Source organism: Luteipulveratus mongoliensis, assembly GCF_001190945.1.
Taxonomy (GTDB): Bacteria; Actinomycetota; Actinomycetes; order Actinomycetales; family Dermatophilaceae; genus Luteipulveratus; species Luteipulveratus mongoliensis.
Window position 1 is genome coordinate 3409726 of sequence record NZ_CP011112.1, and the last position, 19140, is coordinate 3428865.

17 protein-coding genes are annotated in these 19140 nt (G+C 68.0%); 2 read left to right on the plus strand and 15 right to left on the minus strand.

Going from position 1 to position 19140, the window contains the following annotated elements:
* Window positions 1–4: 4 nt before the first annotated feature.
* The 4 genes from VV02_RS16220 to VV02_RS16235 form a co-directional block, all read right to left on the minus strand.
* Entirely contained in the window at window positions 5–1009 is a 1005-nt protein-coding gene (locus tag VV02_RS16220) for a phosphotransferase family protein (RefSeq protein ID WP_052593124.1), read from the minus strand.
* Window positions 1010–1071: 62 nt separating this feature from the next.
* Window positions 1072–2946: a 1-deoxy-D-xylulose-5-phosphate synthase gene (gene dxs, locus VV02_RS16225; RefSeq protein WP_052593126.1), complete on the minus strand. Its 1875-nt coding sequence runs from the start codon at window positions 2944–2946 to the stop codon at window positions 1072–1074.
* 97 nt (window positions 2947–3043) lie between these two features.
* Window positions 3044–3436, minus strand: a complete 393-nt coding sequence (locus VV02_RS16230) for a hypothetical protein (protein WP_245633107.1) — start codon at window positions 3434–3436, stop codon at window positions 3044–3046.
* 67 nt (window positions 3437–3503) lie between these two features.
* Window positions 3504–4691, minus strand: a complete 1188-nt coding sequence (locus VV02_RS16235) for an alpha/beta hydrolase fold domain-containing protein (RefSeq protein WP_052593128.1) — start codon at window positions 4689–4691, stop codon at window positions 3504–3506.
* Between the two features lie 112 nt (window positions 4692–4803).
* On the opposite strand from VV02_RS16235, the gene VV02_RS16240 reads away from it, so the two are divergent.
* Window positions 4804–5250: a nitroreductase family deazaflavin-dependent oxidoreductase gene (locus VV02_RS16240; protein WP_052593130.1), complete on the plus strand. Its 447-nt coding sequence runs from the start codon at window positions 4804–4806 to the stop codon at window positions 5248–5250.
* A gap of 72 nt (window positions 5251–5322) precedes the next feature.
* Window positions 5323–5760, plus strand: coding sequence for a VOC family protein (locus VV02_RS16245; RefSeq protein ID WP_052593132.1), 438 nt, complete (start codon window positions 5323–5325; stop codon window positions 5758–5760).
* A gap of 14 nt (window positions 5761–5774) precedes the next feature.
* Here VV02_RS16245 and VV02_RS16250 read toward each other — a convergent pair whose 3' ends face one another.
* The 11 genes from VV02_RS16250 to acnA all read right to left on the minus strand — a co-directional run bounded on the left by VV02_RS16250 (window position 5775) and on the right by acnA (window position 19055).
* Window positions 5775–6269, minus strand: coding sequence for an SRPBCC family protein (locus VV02_RS16250; RefSeq protein WP_052593134.1), 495 nt, complete (start codon window positions 6267–6269; stop codon window positions 5775–5777).
* Complete coding sequence (locus VV02_RS16255; protein ID WP_052593136.1) at window positions 6266–6637, minus strand: ArsR/SmtB family transcription factor; 372 nt, start codon at window positions 6635–6637, stop codon at window positions 6266–6268. The genes VV02_RS16250 and VV02_RS16255 overlap by 4 nt, the downstream gene beginning before the upstream one ends.
* A gap of 37 nt (window positions 6638–6674) precedes the next feature.
* On the minus strand, window positions 6675–8693 hold the full coding sequence (locus tag VV02_RS16260) for a S9 family peptidase (RefSeq protein WP_218917427.1): 2019 nt from the start codon (window positions 8691–8693) through the stop codon (window positions 6675–6677).
* Between the two features lie 55 nt (window positions 8694–8748).
* Complete coding sequence (locus tag VV02_RS16265; protein ID WP_052593140.1) at window positions 8749–10035, minus strand: ABC transporter substrate-binding protein; 1287 nt, start codon at window positions 10033–10035, stop codon at window positions 8749–8751.
* A gap of 58 nt (window positions 10036–10093) precedes the next feature.
* Window positions 10094–11260 carry a branched-chain amino acid ABC transporter permease gene (locus VV02_RS16270; protein WP_218917428.1) on the minus strand — a complete coding sequence of 389 codons (1167 nt, stop codon included), beginning with the start codon at window positions 11258–11260 and terminating at the stop codon, window positions 10094–10096.
* Window positions 11253–12134: a branched-chain amino acid ABC transporter permease gene (locus VV02_RS16275; protein ID WP_052593142.1), complete on the minus strand. Its 882-nt coding sequence runs from the start codon at window positions 12132–12134 to the stop codon at window positions 11253–11255. The genes VV02_RS16270 and VV02_RS16275 overlap by 8 nt, the downstream gene beginning before the upstream one ends.
* A 1-nt stretch (window position 12135) precedes the next feature.
* Window positions 12136–13008 carry an ABC transporter ATP-binding protein gene (locus VV02_RS16280; protein WP_052597117.1) on the minus strand — a complete coding sequence of 291 codons (873 nt, stop codon included), beginning with the start codon at window positions 13006–13008 and terminating at the stop codon, window positions 12136–12138.
* Entirely contained in the window at window positions 13005–13814 is an 810-nt protein-coding gene (locus VV02_RS16285; RefSeq protein WP_052593143.1) for an ABC transporter ATP-binding protein, read from the minus strand. Before VV02_RS16285 ends, VV02_RS16280 begins: the two co-directional genes overlap by 4 nt.
* A 179-nt stretch (window positions 13815–13993) precedes the next feature.
* Window positions 13994–14617, minus strand: coding sequence for a DinB family protein (locus VV02_RS16290; RefSeq protein WP_052593146.1), 624 nt, complete (start codon window positions 14615–14617; stop codon window positions 13994–13996).
* 84 nt (window positions 14618–14701) lie between these two features.
* Window positions 14702–16039 carry a C39 family peptidase gene (locus VV02_RS16295; RefSeq protein ID WP_052593149.1) on the minus strand — a complete coding sequence of 446 codons (1338 nt, stop codon included), beginning with the start codon at window positions 16037–16039 and terminating at the stop codon, window positions 14702–14704.
* 223 nt (window positions 16040–16262) lie between these two features.
* Window positions 16263–19055, minus strand: a complete 2793-nt coding sequence (acnA, locus tag VV02_RS16300; RefSeq protein WP_052593151.1) for an aconitate hydratase AcnA — start codon at window positions 19053–19055, stop codon at window positions 16263–16265.
* Between the last annotated feature and the right edge of the window lie 85 nt (window positions 19056–19140).

Consider the following 19140-nt stretch of genomic DNA (forward strand, 5'->3'; position numbering starts at 1 on the left):
TACCTCACCAGACATCGGCGCCGCTCGCGGCAAGCTCCGTGACCTCGGAGAGCCAGTGCTCCGGGTGCGCGCGCCACTCCGCCCACTCCTCGTCGGTCGCTCCGCTCATCGAGCGCTCCCAACCCAGGACCCGGCCGACCCGGCCGAGCAGTACCGCCGGCGCCACAAGGCGCCGGAGCTCAGTCAGCGGCGCCAGCTCGGTCCACGGCTCCAGATAGGCGTCGATCAGCCGCTGCCGCTCTCGGTCGTTCATCGTGATGTCGAAGTGATACCGCGGGCCACGCAGCGCAATGAGCAGGCTCATGAACGGGTGACCGATGTAGGAGTCGCCCCAGTCGAAGAACGTCGCCGCCTCGGCCTCCTCGACGCTCGAACCCGCACAGAACACGTTGTTGGTGTGCACGTCGTCGTGTTGCAGCGAGAGCGGCACCGGGCCTTCCTGCAGCACCCGCGCCGCTTCCTGGAGGACCGGCTCGGCCCCCGACAGCGGGTCACCGGGCGTAGAGCGGCGGCGCCACTGTCGCACCAGGTCTTCAGGTGTGAGGCGAACGAGGCCGGCCGCGAGCAGGTCATGCTCGGAGTCGACGGCCCGCCGCTGGAGGCGGGCGTACCGATGCAGCACCACAGCCCATTGATCCAGCATCGTGCTGGAAGTGGCCACATCACGGAGGGTCGGCCCACCGTCCGGGAGCAGCAACCAACCGCGCGCCGCGTCGGTCGCCCACGGTGTCAGGACGAGCTCGGGCGTACGCGCACCCAGCACGTCATAGACCGCCGCCTCGTCCGCGCCCGTCGGTGAACATGCCTTCATCCAGGCGATGCCGTGGTCGATCTGCAGGCGCAGCTGGGTGGACCAGGCGCGGACCCGAGTCTGCTCGACCTCGCCCGTACGCCGGATGCCTCGGCTCGCCAGCGCCTGATCGATCCAGGCGGTCGCCTCGGCACGCCACGAAGGGCTCGACCAGATCGGGCTCAGTGGACGGTCGGGCGTCTCGTGCAGCACCTGCATCGGAGCACCTTAGAATGTGAGCAGCCAATGCTGCCAACGGTTTTGGTCGCCGTCAGGACCGATCAGCGGTGCGGGTGGAGGCGGCTGATCAGCGAGGAGGCCACCGAGTCGCTGGTCAGGCCGATCTGCTCCAGCACCTGTCCGCGCGACGCGTGGTCGAGGAACTCCTTGGGGATGCCGTAGCAGTGGACGGGCTGTGCGACGTCAGCAGCGCGAAGCGCGGCGGTCACCGAGGCCCCCACTCCTCCGGACACGAGGTTGTCCTCGATGACCGCGACCGTGCCCGCACGACGGGCCAGGCCGATCAGGTCATCGCTGACCGGCAGCACCCACCGAGGATCGACGACCATGACCGAATGTCCTTGCGCCTCAAGCTTTTCGGCGACACCGAGGGCTGTCGGACACATCGCGCCGACCCCGACCAGCAGGACATCGGGGTCCTGCTCGCAGTCATGGATCACGTCGACGCTGCCGACCCGACGAACGGCTGCGATCGGCTCGGCCACATCACCCTTGGGGAACCGGATCACGGTGGGCGCGTCGTCGACGTCGAGCGCCTCGCGCAGCTGGGCCTTGACCTGCTCCCCGTCACGCGGCGCGGCCAGGTGCAGTCCGGGCACGATCGAGCAGATCGTCATGTCCCACATGCCGTTGTGCGAGGCACCGTCGCTGCCGGTCACGCCGGCCCGGTCGAGGACGAACGTCACGCCCTGGTGGTGCAGCGCGCAGTCCATCAGCAGCTGGTCGAAAGCACGGTTGAGGAACGTGGCGTAGACCGCGACCACCGGGTGCAGACCACCGAACGCCAGCCCCGACGCCATCGTCACTGCGTGCTGCTCGGCGATGCCGACGTCGAAGATGCGGTCGGGGTAGGCCTTGGCGAACCCGTCGAGGCCGACCGGGATCATCATCGCCGCGGTGATGGCGACGACGTCCTCGCGCTCGGCGCCGATGCGCACCATCTCGTCGTTGAACTCATCGGTCCAGATGCGACCCGACACCTCGAAGGGCAGCCCGGTCTCGGGGTTGAACTTGCCGATGCCGTGCCACTGGTCGGCCTCATCCGAGCTTGCCGGCTCGTAGCCGCGGCCCTTCTGCGTGAGCACGTGGACGATGACGGGGCCACCGAACGCGCGCGCGCGAGTCAGTGCAGCCTCCATGGCCAGGACGTCATGACCATCGACCGGCCCGAGGTACTTGATGCCGAGGTCCTCGAACATCCCCTGCGGCGCGACGATGTCCTTCATGCCCTTCTTGACCCCGTGCAGCGTCTCGTACATCGCGTTGCCGACGACAGGAGTGCGGTGCAGGGCGGACTTGCCCCAGTCGAGCACCCGCTCATAGGTGCGCGTCGTCCGGAGCGTCGCCAGGTGGTCGGCCAGCCCGCCGACGGTCGGTGCGTAGGAACGCTCGTTGTCGTTGACGACGATGACCAGCGGCAGGTCCTTGTCGACCGCGATGTTGTTGATCGCCTCCCAGGCCATCCCGCCCGTCAGCGCACCGTCGCCGATGACGGCGACCGTGTGCCGGTCACGCTGGCCCGCGAGGCGCCGCGCCTTGGCGATGCCTTCGGCCCAGGACAGGGAGGTGGAGGCGTGGGAGTTCTCGACGACGTCGTGCTCGGACTCGGCTCGGCTCGGGTAGCCGGACAGCCCGCCCTGCTTCTTGAGCTTGCTGAAGTCGTGGCGTCCCGTGAGCAGCTTGTGGACGTAGGACTGGTGGCCGGTGTCGAAGACCAGGGTGTCCTGCGGCGACTCGAACACCCGGTGCAGCGCCAGCGTCAGCTCGACCACACCCAGGTTGGGACCGAGATGTCCACCGGTACGAGAGACCGAGTCGACCAGGAAGTCGCGGATCTCCTGAGCCAGGTCATCGACCTGCTCCGGGGGCAGTGCCTTCAGATCGGCCGGGCTCGAGATGTTCTTGAGCAGTCCCACAGTCGCCGTTGTCCTTCCGTCCAGGTCGGTCGAGTCTACGTGGTGGACGCATACTCCCCCTGCAAGGTTCGCCTGCGACTCCCTCCTCAGAGGGACCTCACAGCCTCGGCGTGAAGGTCTTGCCCTGCATCGCCTCGCTGACCAGCTGCGCGCTGCGAGCCGCCGCACGCAACCGGCGCCCCTCGGCGGCCAGGTGGTCCATCACCTGAGGCAGCGCCTGCTCGGGCAGATACTGGCCGAGATCCACCCGGGCACCGCGATAACAGTCCCGCATCGCACCCAGCTGGGCGTCGATGTGCCTGCTGGCAATCCAGGCGAGGGCCGTCGGGTGGCGCTTCCAGGCGTCGTACGCGCGGAAGTCGGCCGGGCAGTGATCGAGCAGCCACGCGGTCGCGGGCCGCTCCCACCCGGGCGTGCCCGGTGGCGGCACACCTGGCGGCCAGCCGGGCGGGCCCCCGCCCTGCGACTGCTGCCTTTCGCGACCTGACACGCGCCCTCCCGTTCTCGACCTGACTCGAGAGTAGAACACGTGTTCGAATACAGGCAAGCGTGGCGCGTCACCCTGGCTCGTTGCCGGCGCGGTGCTTGAGGCCGAACTCACCCGCAGCCCGCAGCGCATCGTGGGCGAGCGGAAGGAACGACCAGAAGATGTGGAAGACGTGGGCGTCGACGGGGTAGATCTCCAGCCGCGCGTTGACACCGTGCTCGACGGCACGCTCGGTGAGCGTCTGTGCGTCGGTGAGTCGTTCATCGCCGGCGGCGGCCTGGACGAGCAACGGCGGAAGGCCACTCAGGTCCGCGCGTAGCGGGTTGACGATGGGGTCGTCGGCGGGATGTCCGGCCAGATAGGCGTTGGCGAACCGACGTGCCTCGTGGAGGGAAACCAGATCGTCCTCCTCGCCATCACGATCCAGGCCGAAATCCAGCCACGGGCACAGCAGTACCGCGGCACTCGGCAGCGGCAGGCCGCGGGCGCGCAGCGTGAGCAGCAGCGAGAGCGCTAAGCCTGCGCCGGAGGAGTCGCCCGTGACCGTCACCTGCTTGGCAGGCGTTCCCCGATCGAGAATCCACAGGTACGCGGCAACCGCGTCGTCGAGGGCCGCAGGATAGGGATGTTCGGGCGCCAGCCGGTAGTCCGGAACCAGCGCCGTGGTGTTGCCGGCCGTGGCCAGCGCGGCGGCGTGCGACCGGTAGCCGAACGCGGAGCCGAGCAGATATCCCCCGCCGTGCAGGTAGAGCAGGGACGGAGGGTCCGCATGAGTCTCACCGACCACCAGGGCCGACACTCCGCCGGCGGTGACTGCGCGCACGTGAGTCTCCGGGGGCGGCGCGGAGCGGGCGTGGACGGCCTCCCAGGCGGAACGTACGGTCTCGATGTCCTCATCCAGCGCGACAGCGCGGACCAACGGCTGCCAGGTCTCGTCCATCCGTGCCGCGAGCTCGCCGCCGACCGATCGCGCGGCAGTCACAGCCGCGTCGACCTCGACCAGTACCGGCCGAGTCCTGTCCAGCAGTGCCTCGCCGGCCAGGGTGAGCTGCACCATCCGCGTTGACCGGATCAGGAGCTGGCATCCGATGAGCCGCTCAAGGGTCTGGATCTGACGGGTCAGGGCCGGCTGGGTGATGTAGAGCCGTTCGGCGGCACGCCGGAAGTTCAGCTCCTCCGCCACCGCCACGAAGCCGCGCAGATGCCGCAGCTCGAGCGTTTGCGAGGCGGGATCGACGCGCTCTGACACGAGGCTCATTGTCGCAGGGCATGACTGGCGCGCATCGCAGCCATGACCCATCGGCAATTCCGTCCTGTCGATCAGCCCGCCACGATGAACGAGACCGCACGACGCACGAAGGAGAACGGACATGGCTGTCGCCGCTGATCTTGACCACGCCACCGACTCGCAGTGGGACTGGGTTGCCGAGCAGACCCGGACGTACCTCGCCTCGGGCGGAACCGAGGGGCACGAGGCGAACGGCGTGCGCATGCTCGTTCTCGCCACCACCGGCCGAGTCTCCGGACAGCCGCGACGCACGTGCCTGATCTATGGCACGTCGGAGGACGACTTCGTACTCGTCGCCTCGAAAGGAGGCGCTGACGAGGACCCCGACTGGTTCAAGAACCTTCAGGCCGACCCCATCGTCGGGGTCCAGGCGGGAACCCGACGACTGACGTGCCGAGCCCGTCTGGCGTCGCCCGCCGAACGAGTGGACCTCTGGCCGAAGATGGCACGCATCTTCCCGCAGTACGAGGAGTACGCCCAGCAGACCGAACGTCAGATCCCGGTGGTACTCCTGGCGGCTCAGGACTGAGCCATCGACTCCAGCACCGTCGACCGACCACCATCCACGCCCGAACAGCACGAGACACAGGGAGCAGAACCCATGCCCATCACGCTTCAGAACGTCGCCATCGCCGTCCGTGACCTCGACGAGACGATCGCGTTCTTCACCGACCTCGGGCTGACCGTCCTCGGCCGTGACGAGGTCAGCGGCGAGTGGGCCGACACCTGCGTCGGCCTCGACGGCAACCACGCCAAGATCGCGATGCTCCAGACACCGGACTGCAATGGTCGTCTCGAGCTCTTCGAGTACATCCACCCCGACGCGATCGAGACGAGCCCCACCCAGCCCCACGAGATCGGGATGCACCGCGTCGCGTTCTCGGTGGACGACATCGACGAGGCCCTCAAGATCGCGGCGAAGCACGGCTGTTATCCGCTGCGCGGTGTCGCGACGTATGGGGACGTCTTCAAGCTCACCTATCTCCGCGGCCCCAGCGGCATCCTCTTGATGCTCGCCCAGGAGCTGAACAAGAGCTGAGCGCGGGCGCTCCCTCAGCCGAGACGTTCGGCGTACGCCTTCTGGGCCGCGCCGAAGTGCTCCCACCAGTTCTGTGGCTCGCGGCCGGCGAGGTGGTCCGTGAGGAGTCGCAGGTACGCGTCCCAGCCGGCCGCATAGCCTGCGGCCTGCGATCGCCCCAGTCGGGCATGGGTCAGGACCAGCACGCTCCCGTCACCGTCCGGCCGCACCTCGGCAGTGACTACGGTGGCGCCTGACGCATGCGGCCACTCGAACGAGAACCGTTGTGGCGCAACACATTCGATCACTCGACACTCGGGGACATCACCGTCGTCAAAGCAGATCGTGAACGCCTCCCCCACCCCGAACCGCCCCTCCACCGGCGCGAACCACCGCGCCAGCCGTTCGGGGTCGGTCACGGCATCCCAGAGATCGGCGGCCCCGCTGTCGTAGTGCTGCTCGAAGCGAACCTCCACGCTCTCGCCGTCGGTCGTGATGGTCGGGTCGAGCAGAGCGAACGGTGTGGTCATGCGCTGTCCTCCTGTGTCGATTGGGCAGTGGGCTCCGTCGTACGACGGTGGCGTCCCCGCGTGCTCCGGCCGCGGGCGAGCTCGGTCCCAAGGGCATCGAGGCGTTGCGACCAGAAGCCCACGACCTCGGCGCACCACTGCTCGACGCCGTGGATGCCGGCCGGGTCGAGGGAGTAGACGCGTCGCTGGGCGTCGGCACGCGCCGTCACCAGACCTGCTTCACGCAGCACCCTCAGATGTCGCGAGACACCGGGACGACTGATCTCGAAACGGCCGGCGATCTCGCCCGCTGTCAGCTCCTCTCGGGACAGCAGCTGGACGATCTCGCGTCGCGTCTGGTCGCCGAGGGCCTCCCATGCGGTCTGCATACGATGACTGTAACCTATGCGTTACGTAACTTCCGGGTTACTGAAGATGTTGCTGGAGGAAGCGCAGCTGGTTCTGCAGCAGGCTCTCGGTCACAGGTACGCCCATCGCCTGATGACCAACACCCGGCAGGAGCAAGAGCTCGTGCTCACGGCCCGCGGCGAGCAGCGCCTCGGAGAACCGGACCGAGTTCGCGACGTGCACGTTTTCATCGGCGAGGCCGTGGATCAGCAGGAGCGGCCGAGTCAGGCCAGGTGCCGCCTGTACCAACGAGGCCGCGTCGTACCGCTCCGGGAACTCATCGGGATGGCCGAGGAAGCGCTCCCGCCAGTGCGTGTTGTACAGCCGCTGGTCGCTGACCCCCGCGCCTGCCACCGCCGCGTGAAAGACGTCCGGCCGGCGCAGCACGGCCAGTGCCGCGAGAGCACCACCGAACGACCAGCCGCGGATACCGACTCGGCTGAGATCCAGCTCTGGATGCAGACGCGCCGCCTCGTGGAGAGCGGCCACCTGGTCCTCGAGCACCGGACCGAAGAGATCGCCGTCGACCTCACGCTCCCAGTCGGGTCCGCGCCCCGGCGTGCCCGCGCCATCAACCGCGAGGACGGCAAAACCCTGCTCGGCGAACCACTGGGAGACGAGTGCTCGCCAGTCCAGCTCCGCGGTGACCTGCTGCCGCCCGGCTCCCCCGTAAGGGTCGAGCAGGACCGGCAACGGACCGTCAGCGGACGAGTGCCCGGACGGCAGGTAGAGCCTCCCCCGCAGCTCGCGGGGACCGAGACGAACAGGCTCGCCACGCATCTCCAGGGCCGGCGCCTCGACAAAAGAGCGGACGAAAACCGTTGCCATCCCATGCCTTTCGACCGTGACCTGCGCACCCAGGCGATCACCGGCTCGTACGACGTGCACCAGCGTGTCCCCGCGTTGTACGGCGGAGTGCACGCCTGGCTCGGTGCTGACCCGCCGTACGCCCACGCCCGCGCGCCAGGTCCACAGATGGGTCTCGGTCGGCTCCTCCGATGCGGTGAACAGGATGTCGTCGCTGCCCGCATCCAGCACGGACCGCACCTGCAGTCCCGCCGGCGTGACGACCTCGCCGTCGACGGTCAGATGACGCGTGCCGTCCTGGTCGACGTGGGCGACGAGGGCACCGGCTGCAGAGCGCGCGGGCAAGCCCGCGATCAGCTGCACCCAGCTCGGGTCATGCTGCTCCGCCAGCAGCGTCGTCTCGCCGCTAACCGGGTTGATGCCGAGGACCTGAACGGTCCGTTGGTCACGTGACTGGACGACGGCGTACGGACCATGCGCATCCCATCCGGCGCCCACGAGATACTCGAAAGCCTCATGGTCCCAAGGGATCTCGGTCATGGCGCCATCGAGACCGAGGATCCACAACGTCACCGCAGGGTTCGTGGTCCCCGCTGCTGCGTAGCGGATCGTGCGCGGTGGCCGCGTCGGGTCGCTGGAGTCCGGGATGTGCCAGAGCTGAACGGCCGATGAGTCCACCCGCGCGACCATCAGCCGGTCACCATCGGGCGACCACCAGTAGCCGCGCGGCCCGTCGACCGAGGTCTCACCCGTGAGATCGGCCGTCCCGAAGGTCACGTCCGGACCATCAGGTACGACGACCGCGCGGTCTCCCTTCCCATCGCCCTCGACCACCCGCAGTGCGCCGCTCGCGACGTAGGCGATCCGTCGGCCCGTTGGGTCAGGACGAGGATCGACCACCGGTCCGTCGGTGCGAATGCGTTGCGGCGCACGGCCGTTCAGCCGGACCATCCACAACCGGCCGTCGAGCGCGAACGCCACCACCTCACCCGAGCCGTCGACGGCGTACTGGCTCAGCGTCGCCGAACGACCTGACAGCGCAACGGGATCGGCCAGCACGCGTTCCTCGCCGGAGTCGACATCCAGCGCCCAGAGGCATGCCGACGGATCGTCTCCAGCCTGACTGCGCAGGTAGAGGACGGTGCGACCGTCGCCGGTGATGGCGAGCCCGGTGGGCTCTCCCAGAGTGAAGCGGCGGGTGCGGACGAGCTGACTGGGCAGTGACTCCACCACGCCACCCTCTCAGGCGAGCGTGGTGGCTCACTGCCCAACCGGTCGGCTCGGGCTACTTCTGGAACGGTGTCTTGTAGGTCTGCGCGTCCGGCGAGACGTACGGCTCGGTCTGCACGAGCTTCAGACCGCCCGGCACCTTCGCCGGGACCATCAGGAACATCGAGCGGCTGGACGGCTGACCGGGCTTGGTGAAGTCCAGCGGGGGCGTCAGACCCTGGGTGTCGACCGTGGTCTTGCGGACCGCAGCGAGCACTCCGGCGCGCGTGAGATCCCCGTCGGAGCAGGCCTGCTTCAGGATGCTCCCCCAGACCAACCCGGAGGCATAGCCGAGGATCGGGCCGTACGTCTCCACCTGGCCCGGGTGCGCCTTCTTGAAGGCGGCGGAGATCTCCTTCACCTTGGGGTTGTCGCTCTGGACCGGCAGCTGTGGCGCGTCCGTGGTGTAGCGGCCGCTCATGAGTGCCGCCGCCACGGGGGTGTCGAGCAGCTGCGGCGTGAACGTGGGGCCACTGCCGTGGATCGGCACGTTGAGGCCCTGTGCGGTCGCGACACCGACGGCCGATGCCGTCTGCGCCGGAGTCGTGGTGAGCAGGAACGCCTTGACGCCGCCCGCCTTGAGCTTGGTCACGGCCGCGGTCAGGTCGCTCTCAGTGGACGTGACGGTGGCCTCGACGACCTTCATCTTGTGCTTGCTCGCGTAGTACTTGGTGCCCAGCGCGCCGTTCTTGCCGTACTCGGAGTCGACGTAGATGTGGCCGATCGTGTCGCCGTCCTTGATCTTGCCCTGACTCTGCAGGCGACTCAGCCCGTTGATCGACTCGATGTCGTAGGTCGGGCCGATCATCACCACGTTGGGCACGTCCAGGTTGGTGGAGGCCCACGATGCTGGGATGGCGGCGATCTTGTCGTCCGTGAGGGGCTTCTTCAACGCGGCGAGGGTCGGTGAGCCGATGAGCTGGATCATGCCGAGGTTGTCGGCCTTGAGCTTGCTGTAGAGCGGCACGGCCTTCTCGGCGCTGTACCCGGTGTCGTGGGTGGTGATCTTGATCTTGCGGCCGCAGATGCCGCCAGTCTTGTTGACGTCATCGGCCCACATCTGGTTGCCCTGGGTGATGCCGAGCCCCAGCACCTTGAAGACGCCCGAGGTGTCCGTCAGGGCGGCCAGGGTGATCTCGGACGCGGTCACTCCGATGTCTGTCTTGACTCCGGCCGAGCCGCTGCCGCCGGACCCGGATCCGCCGCCGGTGCTGTCGTCGGCCGCCTTGGTGCTGCAGGCCGACAGGCCAAGTGCTGCCACGGCGGCGAACGCGACGGCGCAGCTGGTGAGATTCCTGGACATGGTGCCTGCCTTTCGTGGTGCACGGAGGTGAACCTGGGTCGTGACAGAACGGGTCGGCTCAGCGGCGCAGCACCGCCCGAAGTCGTGCCCCGAGGCCGGCGAGGCCGCGCGGCTCGAACAGGATGATCAGCACGATCAGCGAGCCGAAGACGAAGTTGGTGATCACGCCCGGAGTGAAGCCGGTGCCGCTGTAGTCGTCGGAGGAGGTCACCAGCTGGATGATCTGCGGCAGCCCGAACACCACGACCGACCCGAGCACGGCACCCCCGAGCGACCCGAGGCCGCCGATCACGCAAATCGCGAGGTACGAGATCGCCGCCGTGGTGCTGTAGGTCCCGAAGTCGACCGACTCATCGGGCTTCATCAGCCCGTCGTACCACCAGACGACCATGACGCCGGCCAGTCCGGCGTACGCGGACGAGACCGCGAAGGCCAACGCCTTCTGTCGTACGACCGAGACACCCATCACCGTCGCGACCGCCTCGTTGTCGCGCAAGGCCCGCCAACCTCGTCCCACCCGTCCTGACAGGGCACCACGGCCCAGGACGTAGGCGAGCGCCGTGAGTGCCGCGTAGAGCCAGAAGCTGCGCTCGACCTTGCCCATGGGGACGTTGAGGACGTGCAGCTCGGGATGCAGCTCACCGAAGTCGAAGCCGAACAGGTTGAGGCTGGGTGCATAGCGGCCGCTGGATGTGCTGCCCGCCAGCGACGGCAGCTCGCGCGCCAACCAGAAGCCGACGAAGACCAGGCTGAGCGAGGCGACACCGAGGTAGATGCCGCGCAGCCGACCGGAGATCGGGGCGAACGCGGCACCCACCAGTCCCGCGCACAGCACGGCCAGGACTGCGGCGAGCAGGCTCGGGAGGCCGAGCCCCGTGTAGCTGGCCTCGTCTCGTGGACCGGCGAGGACGGCGTACGAGACGCCGCCGACGAGCGCGAAGAACGAGTGCGCCAGGGAGAGCTGGCCGGCCTGACCGACCAGCATCGTCAGGCCCATGCCACCGACCGCGCCGACCATCACCCAGTTGGCGACGGTGAGGTACTCGGCGTCGATGTAGGCCGGCGCGAGGAAGACGACGACGGCCGCGACGGCGGCCAGGACCACCTTGACCGCGGTCGTGCGACGGCTCCGGGCAGGGCGTACCTGGACGGCGCCGACGGGTTCGGAGGGCTCCGGTTCGAGCACAGCATCCGTGGCGGGCGCGGGCGGCGAGGTGTCAGACACGGAGCTGCTCCACTCTCCCGAAGAGACCGGACGGCCGCACGACGAGAACCGCCAGCATCACGAGGTAGACCGCGACCTTGGCGAACTCCAGGCTGACGTACTGCGAGGCCAACGCGTCCGTGAGGCCGACGATGAGGCCTCCCGCGACGGCGCCACCCGGTGACGTCAGACCACCGATGATGGCGGCCGGGAATGCGGCGAACGCGAGCGTATGGCTGGCCAGCAGACCTGATCCACCACCGATGTCGTTGGTGGCCAAGAAGATCACGGCGATGCCCGCGAGCCCACCGCCTACGGCCCAGGCACTGGCGGTCACCCGCCAGCTCCGGATGCCCATCAAGGCGGCCGCCTCGCTGTTCTCGGACTGGGCGCGCATCGCGAGACCCCAGCTGGTGTAGCGGAACGCAAGGAAGAACGCGCCCAGCAGCACGAGGGCCACGAGGAGAGCGACCACGTAGGTGCGCGCGACAGAGGCACCCAGGATGTGAATCGGCTTGGTGTCGTAGGGATCTCCGAGGAACGGCGCTGCCGCCGTGCCGAGTCGGCGGCTGATCTCCGTCACCACCACCACGTCGATGCCGATGGTGAGGATGGCCAGGCTGTCGGCATGCGCATGTCGAGCATTGGCCAGCAGCACGCGTTCGACAAGGAAGGCGAACAGCATCGCTGCAAGGACCCCGGCGACCACTCCGAGCAGCCAGCCGTGGTCGCTCTTGACCTCGTAGGCGACGTAGCCGGCGACCAGGACCAGCGACCCATGGGCGAAGTTGATCGTCTCCGTCGCCTTATAGATGATCACGAATCCCGTTGCCAGCAAAGCAAATACAGCGCCTTTGCCAACGCCGTTGACGAGCACCTGCACCAGTGTGTCCATGTCAGACTCCCTCCTCGTGCGCGCTCGTGGAGCTGACCTCATCGGGGTCACCGTCGTCGTCCTCAGCCGCACCGAGGTAGGCGCGGATGACCGCCGGGTCCTGCTGAACCACAGCGGGGACGTCGTCGGCGATCAGTCGACCGAAGTCGAGCACGGTGACCCGGTCCGCGATGCCCATGACCAGACCCATGTCGTGCTCGACCAGCAGGATGGAGATCCCCAGCTCGTCGCGAATCTGCAGGATCAGCGCGGACATGTCGGCGGTCTCGCTGGCATTCATCCCGGCCGCCGGTTCGTCCAGCAACAGCACGGTCGGCTCGGCCGCCAGCGCCCGAGCGATGTCCACCCGCTTCTGGTCGCCGTACGACAACGCGCCCGCCCGAGCGTGCAGGTGGTCACCCAGCCCGAGGAAGTCACAGATGTCAGCCGCGCGCTGCTGATGGCGACGCTCGGACCGCATCGTCCAGGGTGCACGCACCGCGTAGGCGGCGAATCCGCCTCTCATCAGGGAGTATCGGCCGAGCATGACGTTGTCGAGGACGCTGGAGGTGTCCACGAGCGCGAGGTTCTGGAAGGCCCGACCGATGCCGAGCGAGCTGATGCGGTGCGCGGGGGTCTTCGTCAGCACGGTGTCGCCAAGCCGGATCTGGCCGGCAGCCAGCGCGTAGATGCCGGTGATCGCGTTGAAGCAGGTCGACTTGCCTGCGCCGTTCGGTCCGATGAGGGCGTGGACGGATCCGGGTTCAACCGTGAACGACACCTCGTCGAGCGCCACGATCCCGCCGAAGCGCACCGTGACTCCGTCGACCTGCAACGGGCGTACGTCTCGTCCTGCGGTGTCCGGCTGGGTCACGGTCGACGCTTCGCTGCTCATCCGCGCCACACCCCCAACGCACGATGACGCGCGGCGCGCTCTCTGACCGGCTCTTCGTCGGCGTCGGCGTCGGCCTCCGACGTGGCGTGGCCGCCGAGATAGAGGCGCTGTACGTCCTCGGTCGCGGCCAGCTCGTCGGCCGGCCCTTCGAGGGCCAGCTCGCCCACCTCGAGGACGACCGCGCGATCGGCGACCGCGAGGGCCATGGTCGCGTTCTGCTCGACGAGGACGACCGCGGTGCCCTGAGCATGGATCTCGCGAACGATCGAGCCGATCCGGGTCACCAGCTGTGGGGCCAGTCCGAGCGATGGCTCGTCGAGCAGCAGCATCGTCGGGGACGTCATCATCGCTCGGCCGATCGCGAGCATCTGCTGCTCACCGCCAGAGAGCAGTCCCGCCGCCTGGCCCGACCGCTCGCCCAAGATCGGGAAGAGAGACAGCACGCGCTCGCGCGCCGCATCGCGATCCTTCGGGGCTACCGACAGGGCACCGGCGCGCAGATTTTCTTCCACGCTCATGCGGGCGAACACCTGCCGGCCCTCGGGCACCTGCACCAACCGCAGGCGCACGATCGCCGCTGGGTTCATCGTGTCGATGCGGGTGCCATCGAGCTCGACCCGCCCGCCTATGACGGCACCGCCGTGCAGCCCGAGCGTGCCCGAGATGGCCCGCAGCAGCGTCGACTTGCCGGCGCCGTTGCTGCCCAGGACCGCCGTGACCGAGCCATCCGGAACCTCGAAGCTCACGCCACGCAACGCCTTGACCGAGCGTCCATAGCGCACCGAGAGGTCGTCGATTCGCAGCACCGTTCACCTGCCTTTCCAGATGAGCGGGGCCGATGGCCTCACTCATTGTGACTCACATCACAACAACGTGTTGGCGCACACTATGGCCGTCGGCCCACCGGCATGACGCGCACGAAGGCCAGGCCGTGACCATCTCGTGACCTAAGCGGACGTGGCATCGAGACCGAGCTCGGCCGGCGTCAGCAGCTGTGGACCGTGCCGTCCCAGGTCCACTCGGAGTCGACCCGACCACGCCCGGACAGCTCGATCCGACCGGTGGCCCACAGGAGCGTCGCCTCCGGTCCATCGGCGTGCCGCTCGACAGCCGGAAACAGTCGTTCGAGGACGACCTCGACCGCATCGCTCGGCAGCGCTGGCACACCGCCCAGACCGCTGAGCACGTCGTGGCCATGCAGCAGTGCCTCGACGGCGCCCATCGCGGCGAAGCCGGCCGGATCGCTCACCCCGTAGTTGTGGAAGGCACGCGCGTCGGGAGGGGCGATCAGGACAGCAGCCGCCAGCAGCTCGCTCAGCGGCTGCAGCGCCTTGACCACACCAGCAACTCCCAGCTCCACCGGGAAGTGGATGAAGTCCACACCGCGGTCGATACCTTCCAACGCGAGATAGCGGTCCGGCGATCTGCTGGTGACCTGCAGGGCGTATCCCATGAAGCAGTCGCCGACATGGTCGAGCGTCTCGAAGCACGTCCAGGTCAGGGGCCCGGCCTGCCGGTGCAGGTCGGCCTCAGGACGCCCCTTCAGCTCGTCGGTCAACCATGCCGAAGACTCGCGCAGCGCACGGACCGCCTCGTCGCGCCCGATCATGTCGTTCGCTCAACGGTCATGTAGGGCATGCTCGTGACGAGAACCGTTCGGCGCAAACGAGTTTCGTCCGTCCACGCCGACGTGTCACCAGTTGGCCTCAGCGCCCGCCCGAGGCAGCCTCGCGCCCTCAGGGTGAATCACGTAGACCGTGCCGCCCGAGTGCGGCACCCAGGCATTCTCGAACTGACCGCGTTTGTAGGTCACCTGGACCTGCGCGTTGTCGGCGATGAGGTGGCTCGCCGGGTCGTTCATCACCGGGTTGCCCTGAGCGTCGAAGCCGCGCAGGACCATGAGGTGACCACTGGTCGAGTAGCCCGCGCCGTCCATGTCCGCCGCCTTGAACGACAGCGACGTGATGAGCGGGATGCCGGCGGCGATGAAGTCCTCGGCCTCACGCAGGCTCCGCAGCCGGGTGACGAAGCCGCGCAACCCGTTGCGGGCGGCGTACGCGGTGTTGAACGGCCAGTTGCCGCAGCCGTCGTAGGTGTAGTCGAAGGTGTTGCGCGCGGAGTAGGCGACCTGCGGGTCCTGCATCGGCTCGACCCAGGACAGCTCAGCCGCAGACGGCCCCTTCTTCCAGTGGTCGAGCACCATCGCCGTCGAGGTGGGCGAGCACCATGCCTCTCCCCCGTTGTCCCATTGCGGGTACTGACCGATGTGCAGCTCCTGGGAGTACGGCGGTACGTCCAGCACCCGACCCACCTTCGGGCCCGGGGTGCTGGTGGTCACTGTCGCGTCGCTGGGCAGGGACGAGCACATCGCCGTCAGCTGGTGCACGGTCGGCGTCTCGGCGCTGCCCTGCGGCCGCATCAGACTGATCCGCAGCTCGAGGTCGTTCAGGGTGTGGTCGTCCTGGGTCGAGAGCGTGTCGGTCCAGACCGTCGCGATGTCGGTGCCCTGGTCATCGACGCTGGTGCGGAAGATCGCACCGCCCTGATCGGGGTCGTTGCGGCACCAGCGGCCCAGGACGAACCAGCCGGTGCGGACACCGGTCTCCGCGACACCCCTCACCTCGACCTCGATCCAGGTCTTGCCCGGGGTGTCGGCGTTCCAGGACGAGATCAGCTCGGTGAGTCGGAACGCGTTGTGGATGACCGGCGAGGTCCAGGTGCCGACGTCGTACGACGCGCTCGCGCCGGCCGCGTGAGGGTCGGCGTAGGTCCGGGTCTGGGTCGGGTGGTGCAGCGTGAGGCCATGCGCGTTGGCGCGGACACCCTGTCGCTGGCCGTGCGCGAAAGCCGCGGCGCCCACGTAGCGGTGCAGACGGATATGACGCTCCTGGCTCGTAGCCGTCGTGGCGGCAGCTCGCTGGGTGCTTCCGATGACGAGGGCGCCGCCGAGGGCAGCGCCACCGCCGATCAGGGCCCGACGGCTGAGCTCCAGCCGGGCGGAGCCGGCAGTCTTGTGGCAGCGGTCGCTCATGGCAATTCCCTGTCTCCTCAACGGTGTTCACACTCTGTTCACACCAAGGCCGCTCCCCTAGGCCACGGGTTGACGGTAGCACCGGGGCCTCGACCCGAGGAGCTGTCTGGATATCAGGATCACGATTTCTCGTGGTCCTCGCGGTCGCTGAAAGAGAGCCTGTAACGACGACGAGGCCCGGCCACCATCGGTGACCGGGCCTCGTCGTACGTGCGGGTGCTGGCTACTTCTGGGCGACCAGCGAGCGCAGGACGTATTGCAGGATGCCGTCGTTGCGGAAGTAGTCCGCCTCGCCGGGCGTGTCGATGCGCACGACTGCGTCGAACTCCACCTCCGCGCCGTCGGTCTTGGTGGCCGTGACGTGCACGGTCTTCGGCGTGGTGCCCTCGTTCAGAGCGGTGATGCCGGAGATGTCGAACGTCTCAGTGCCGTCCAGACCGAGTGACTCGGCGTTCTGGCCCTGCGGGAACTGCAGCGGCAGGACGCCCATACCGATCAGGTTGGAGCGGTGGATGCGCTCGAACGACTCGGTGATGACGGCCTTGACGCCCAGCAGGCGGGTGCCCTTGGCGGCCCAGTCACGCGAGGACCCGGAGCCGTACTCCTTGCCACCGAGGACGACCAGCGGGATGCCGGCCTCCTGGTAGTTGGCCGACGCGTCGAAGATCGCCGCCTGGGGCGAGCCGTCCTGGGTGAAGTCGCGGGTGAAGCCGCCCTCGACGTCGTCCAGCAGCTGGTTGCGCAGCCGGATGTTGGCGAACGTGCCGCGCACCATGATCTCGTGGTTGCCGCGGCGCGAGCCGTAGGAGTTGAAGTCCTTGCGCTCGACGCCGTGCTCCGACAGGTACTTGCCTGCCGGGCTGTCGGACTTGATCGCACCGGCCGGGCTGATGTGGTCGGTCGTGACCGAGTCACCCAGCTTGGCGAGCACGCGCGCGCCGCTGATGTCCTCCACCGGTGACGGCTCGGCCTGCATACCCTCGAAGTACGGGGGCTTTCGGACGTAGGTCGACTCGGCCTCCCACGCGAAGGTGTCGCCCTCGGGAGTCGGCAGTGCCTTCCAGCGCTCGTCACCGGCGAACACGTCGGCGTAGTCCTTGGTGAACATGCCCTTGTTGATCGAGCTTGCGATGGTCGACTCGACGTCCGCCGGAGCCGGCCAGATGTCCTTCAAGTAGACGTCGGTCCCTGTGCTGTCCGTACCCAACGGATCGGTCTCGAAGTCGAAGTCCATGGTGCCGGCGAGGGCGTACGCGATGACCAGCGGCGGCGACGCCAGGTAGTTCATCTTGACGTCCGGGTTGATCCGGCCCTCGAAGTTGCGGTTGCCCGAGAGCACCGAGGTGACCGCGAGGTCGTTGTCCTGGATGGCCTGCGAGACCTCTTCGATCAGCGGACCGGAGTTGCCGATGCAGGTCGTGCAGCCGTAGCCGACGAGGTGGAAGCCGAGCTTCTCGAGGTAGGGCCACAGCGCGGCCTTCTCGTAGTAGTCGGTGACGACCTTGGAGCCCGGGGCCATGGAGGTCTTGACCCACGGCTTGGTGGTCAGGCCCTTCTCGACGGCGTTCTTGGCCAGCAGCGCCGCAGCGAGCATCACCGACGGGTTGGACGTGTTGGTGCAGCTGGTGATCGAGCTGATCGCGACGATGCCGTGGTCGATCTCGAACTCACGCCCGTCAGCCAGCTTGACCGGCACCTTCTTGCTGGGACGGCCGGCGGCGGGATCGGCGTCGGCCGGCTTGTCGCCGCCGTTCTGGCCGTCGGCGCTACCGCCCGGAGTCGGGTCGCTGGCCGGGAAGCTGCTCGCCGCGCCGGCGTCACCCTCGGAATGGGAGACGTAGGTCGGCAGCACCTTGCGGAAGGACTCCTTGGCCACCGAGACCTCGATGCGGTCCTGCGGACGCTTCGGGCCGGCGATCGAGGGCACGACCGTCGACAGGTCGAGCTCGAGGCGCTCACTGAACCGGGGCTCACGCGAGGCGTCGTGCCACAGGCCCTGCTCCTTGGCGTACGCCTCGACCAGGGCGACCTGGTCGTCCGGGCGACCGGTCAGGCGCAGGTAGTCCAGAGTGACGTCGTCGATCGGGAAGATCGCACAGGTCGAGCCGAACTCCGGGCTCATGTTGCCGATCGTGGCGCGGTTGGCCAACGGCACAGCGCTGACACCGTCGCCATAGAACTCAACGAACTTGCCGACCACACCGTGCTCACGCAGCATCTGCGTGATGGTGAGGACGACGTCGGTTGCCGTTGCGCCCGAAGGGATCTCGCCGGTCAGCCGGAAGCCGACCACGCGCGGGATGAGCATCGAGACGGGCTGGCCCAGCATGGCCGCCTCGGCCTCGATGCCGCCGACGCCCCAGCCCAGCACTCCGAGGCCGTTGACCATCGTGGTGTGGCTGTCGGTGCCGACGCAGGAGTCGGGGTAGGCGCGGCCGTCGCGGACCATGACCGTGCGGGCCAGGTGCTCGATGTTGACCTGGTGGACGATGCCGGTGCCCGGGGGCACGACCTTGAAGTCGTCGAACGCGGTCTGACCCCAGCGCAGGAACTGGTAGCGCTCCTTGTTGCGGCCGTACTCGATCTCGACGTTGCGCTCGAAGGCGTCCGCGCGCCCGAAGACGTCGATGATGACGGAGTGGTCGATGACCATCTCGGCTGGCGCGAGCGGGTTGATCTTCTTGGCGTCACCACCGAGCTCGACGACGGCCTCACGCATGGTGGCCAGGTCGACGACACACGGGACGCCGGTGAAGTCCTGCATGATCACGCGCGCCGGCGTGAACTGGATCTCGATGTCGGGCTCGGCGTTCTCGTCCCAGCCACCGAGGGCCCGGATGTGGTCGGCGGTGATGTTGGCGCCGTCCTCGGTCCGGAGCAGGTTCTCCAGCAGCACCTTCAGGCTGAACGGGAGGTTCTCGCTGCCCTCGACCGTGTTGAGACGGTAGATCTCGTACGACTGGTCACCCACGGAGAGGGTGCCTTGTGCACCGAAGCTGTTGGTGCTGGGACTCACGGCAACTCCTGTCTCGGAACTTCTACGTGGCGACACTCAGTCGCCCCATTTATCTTGACGTCAAGATAATCAAACCACATCTGGA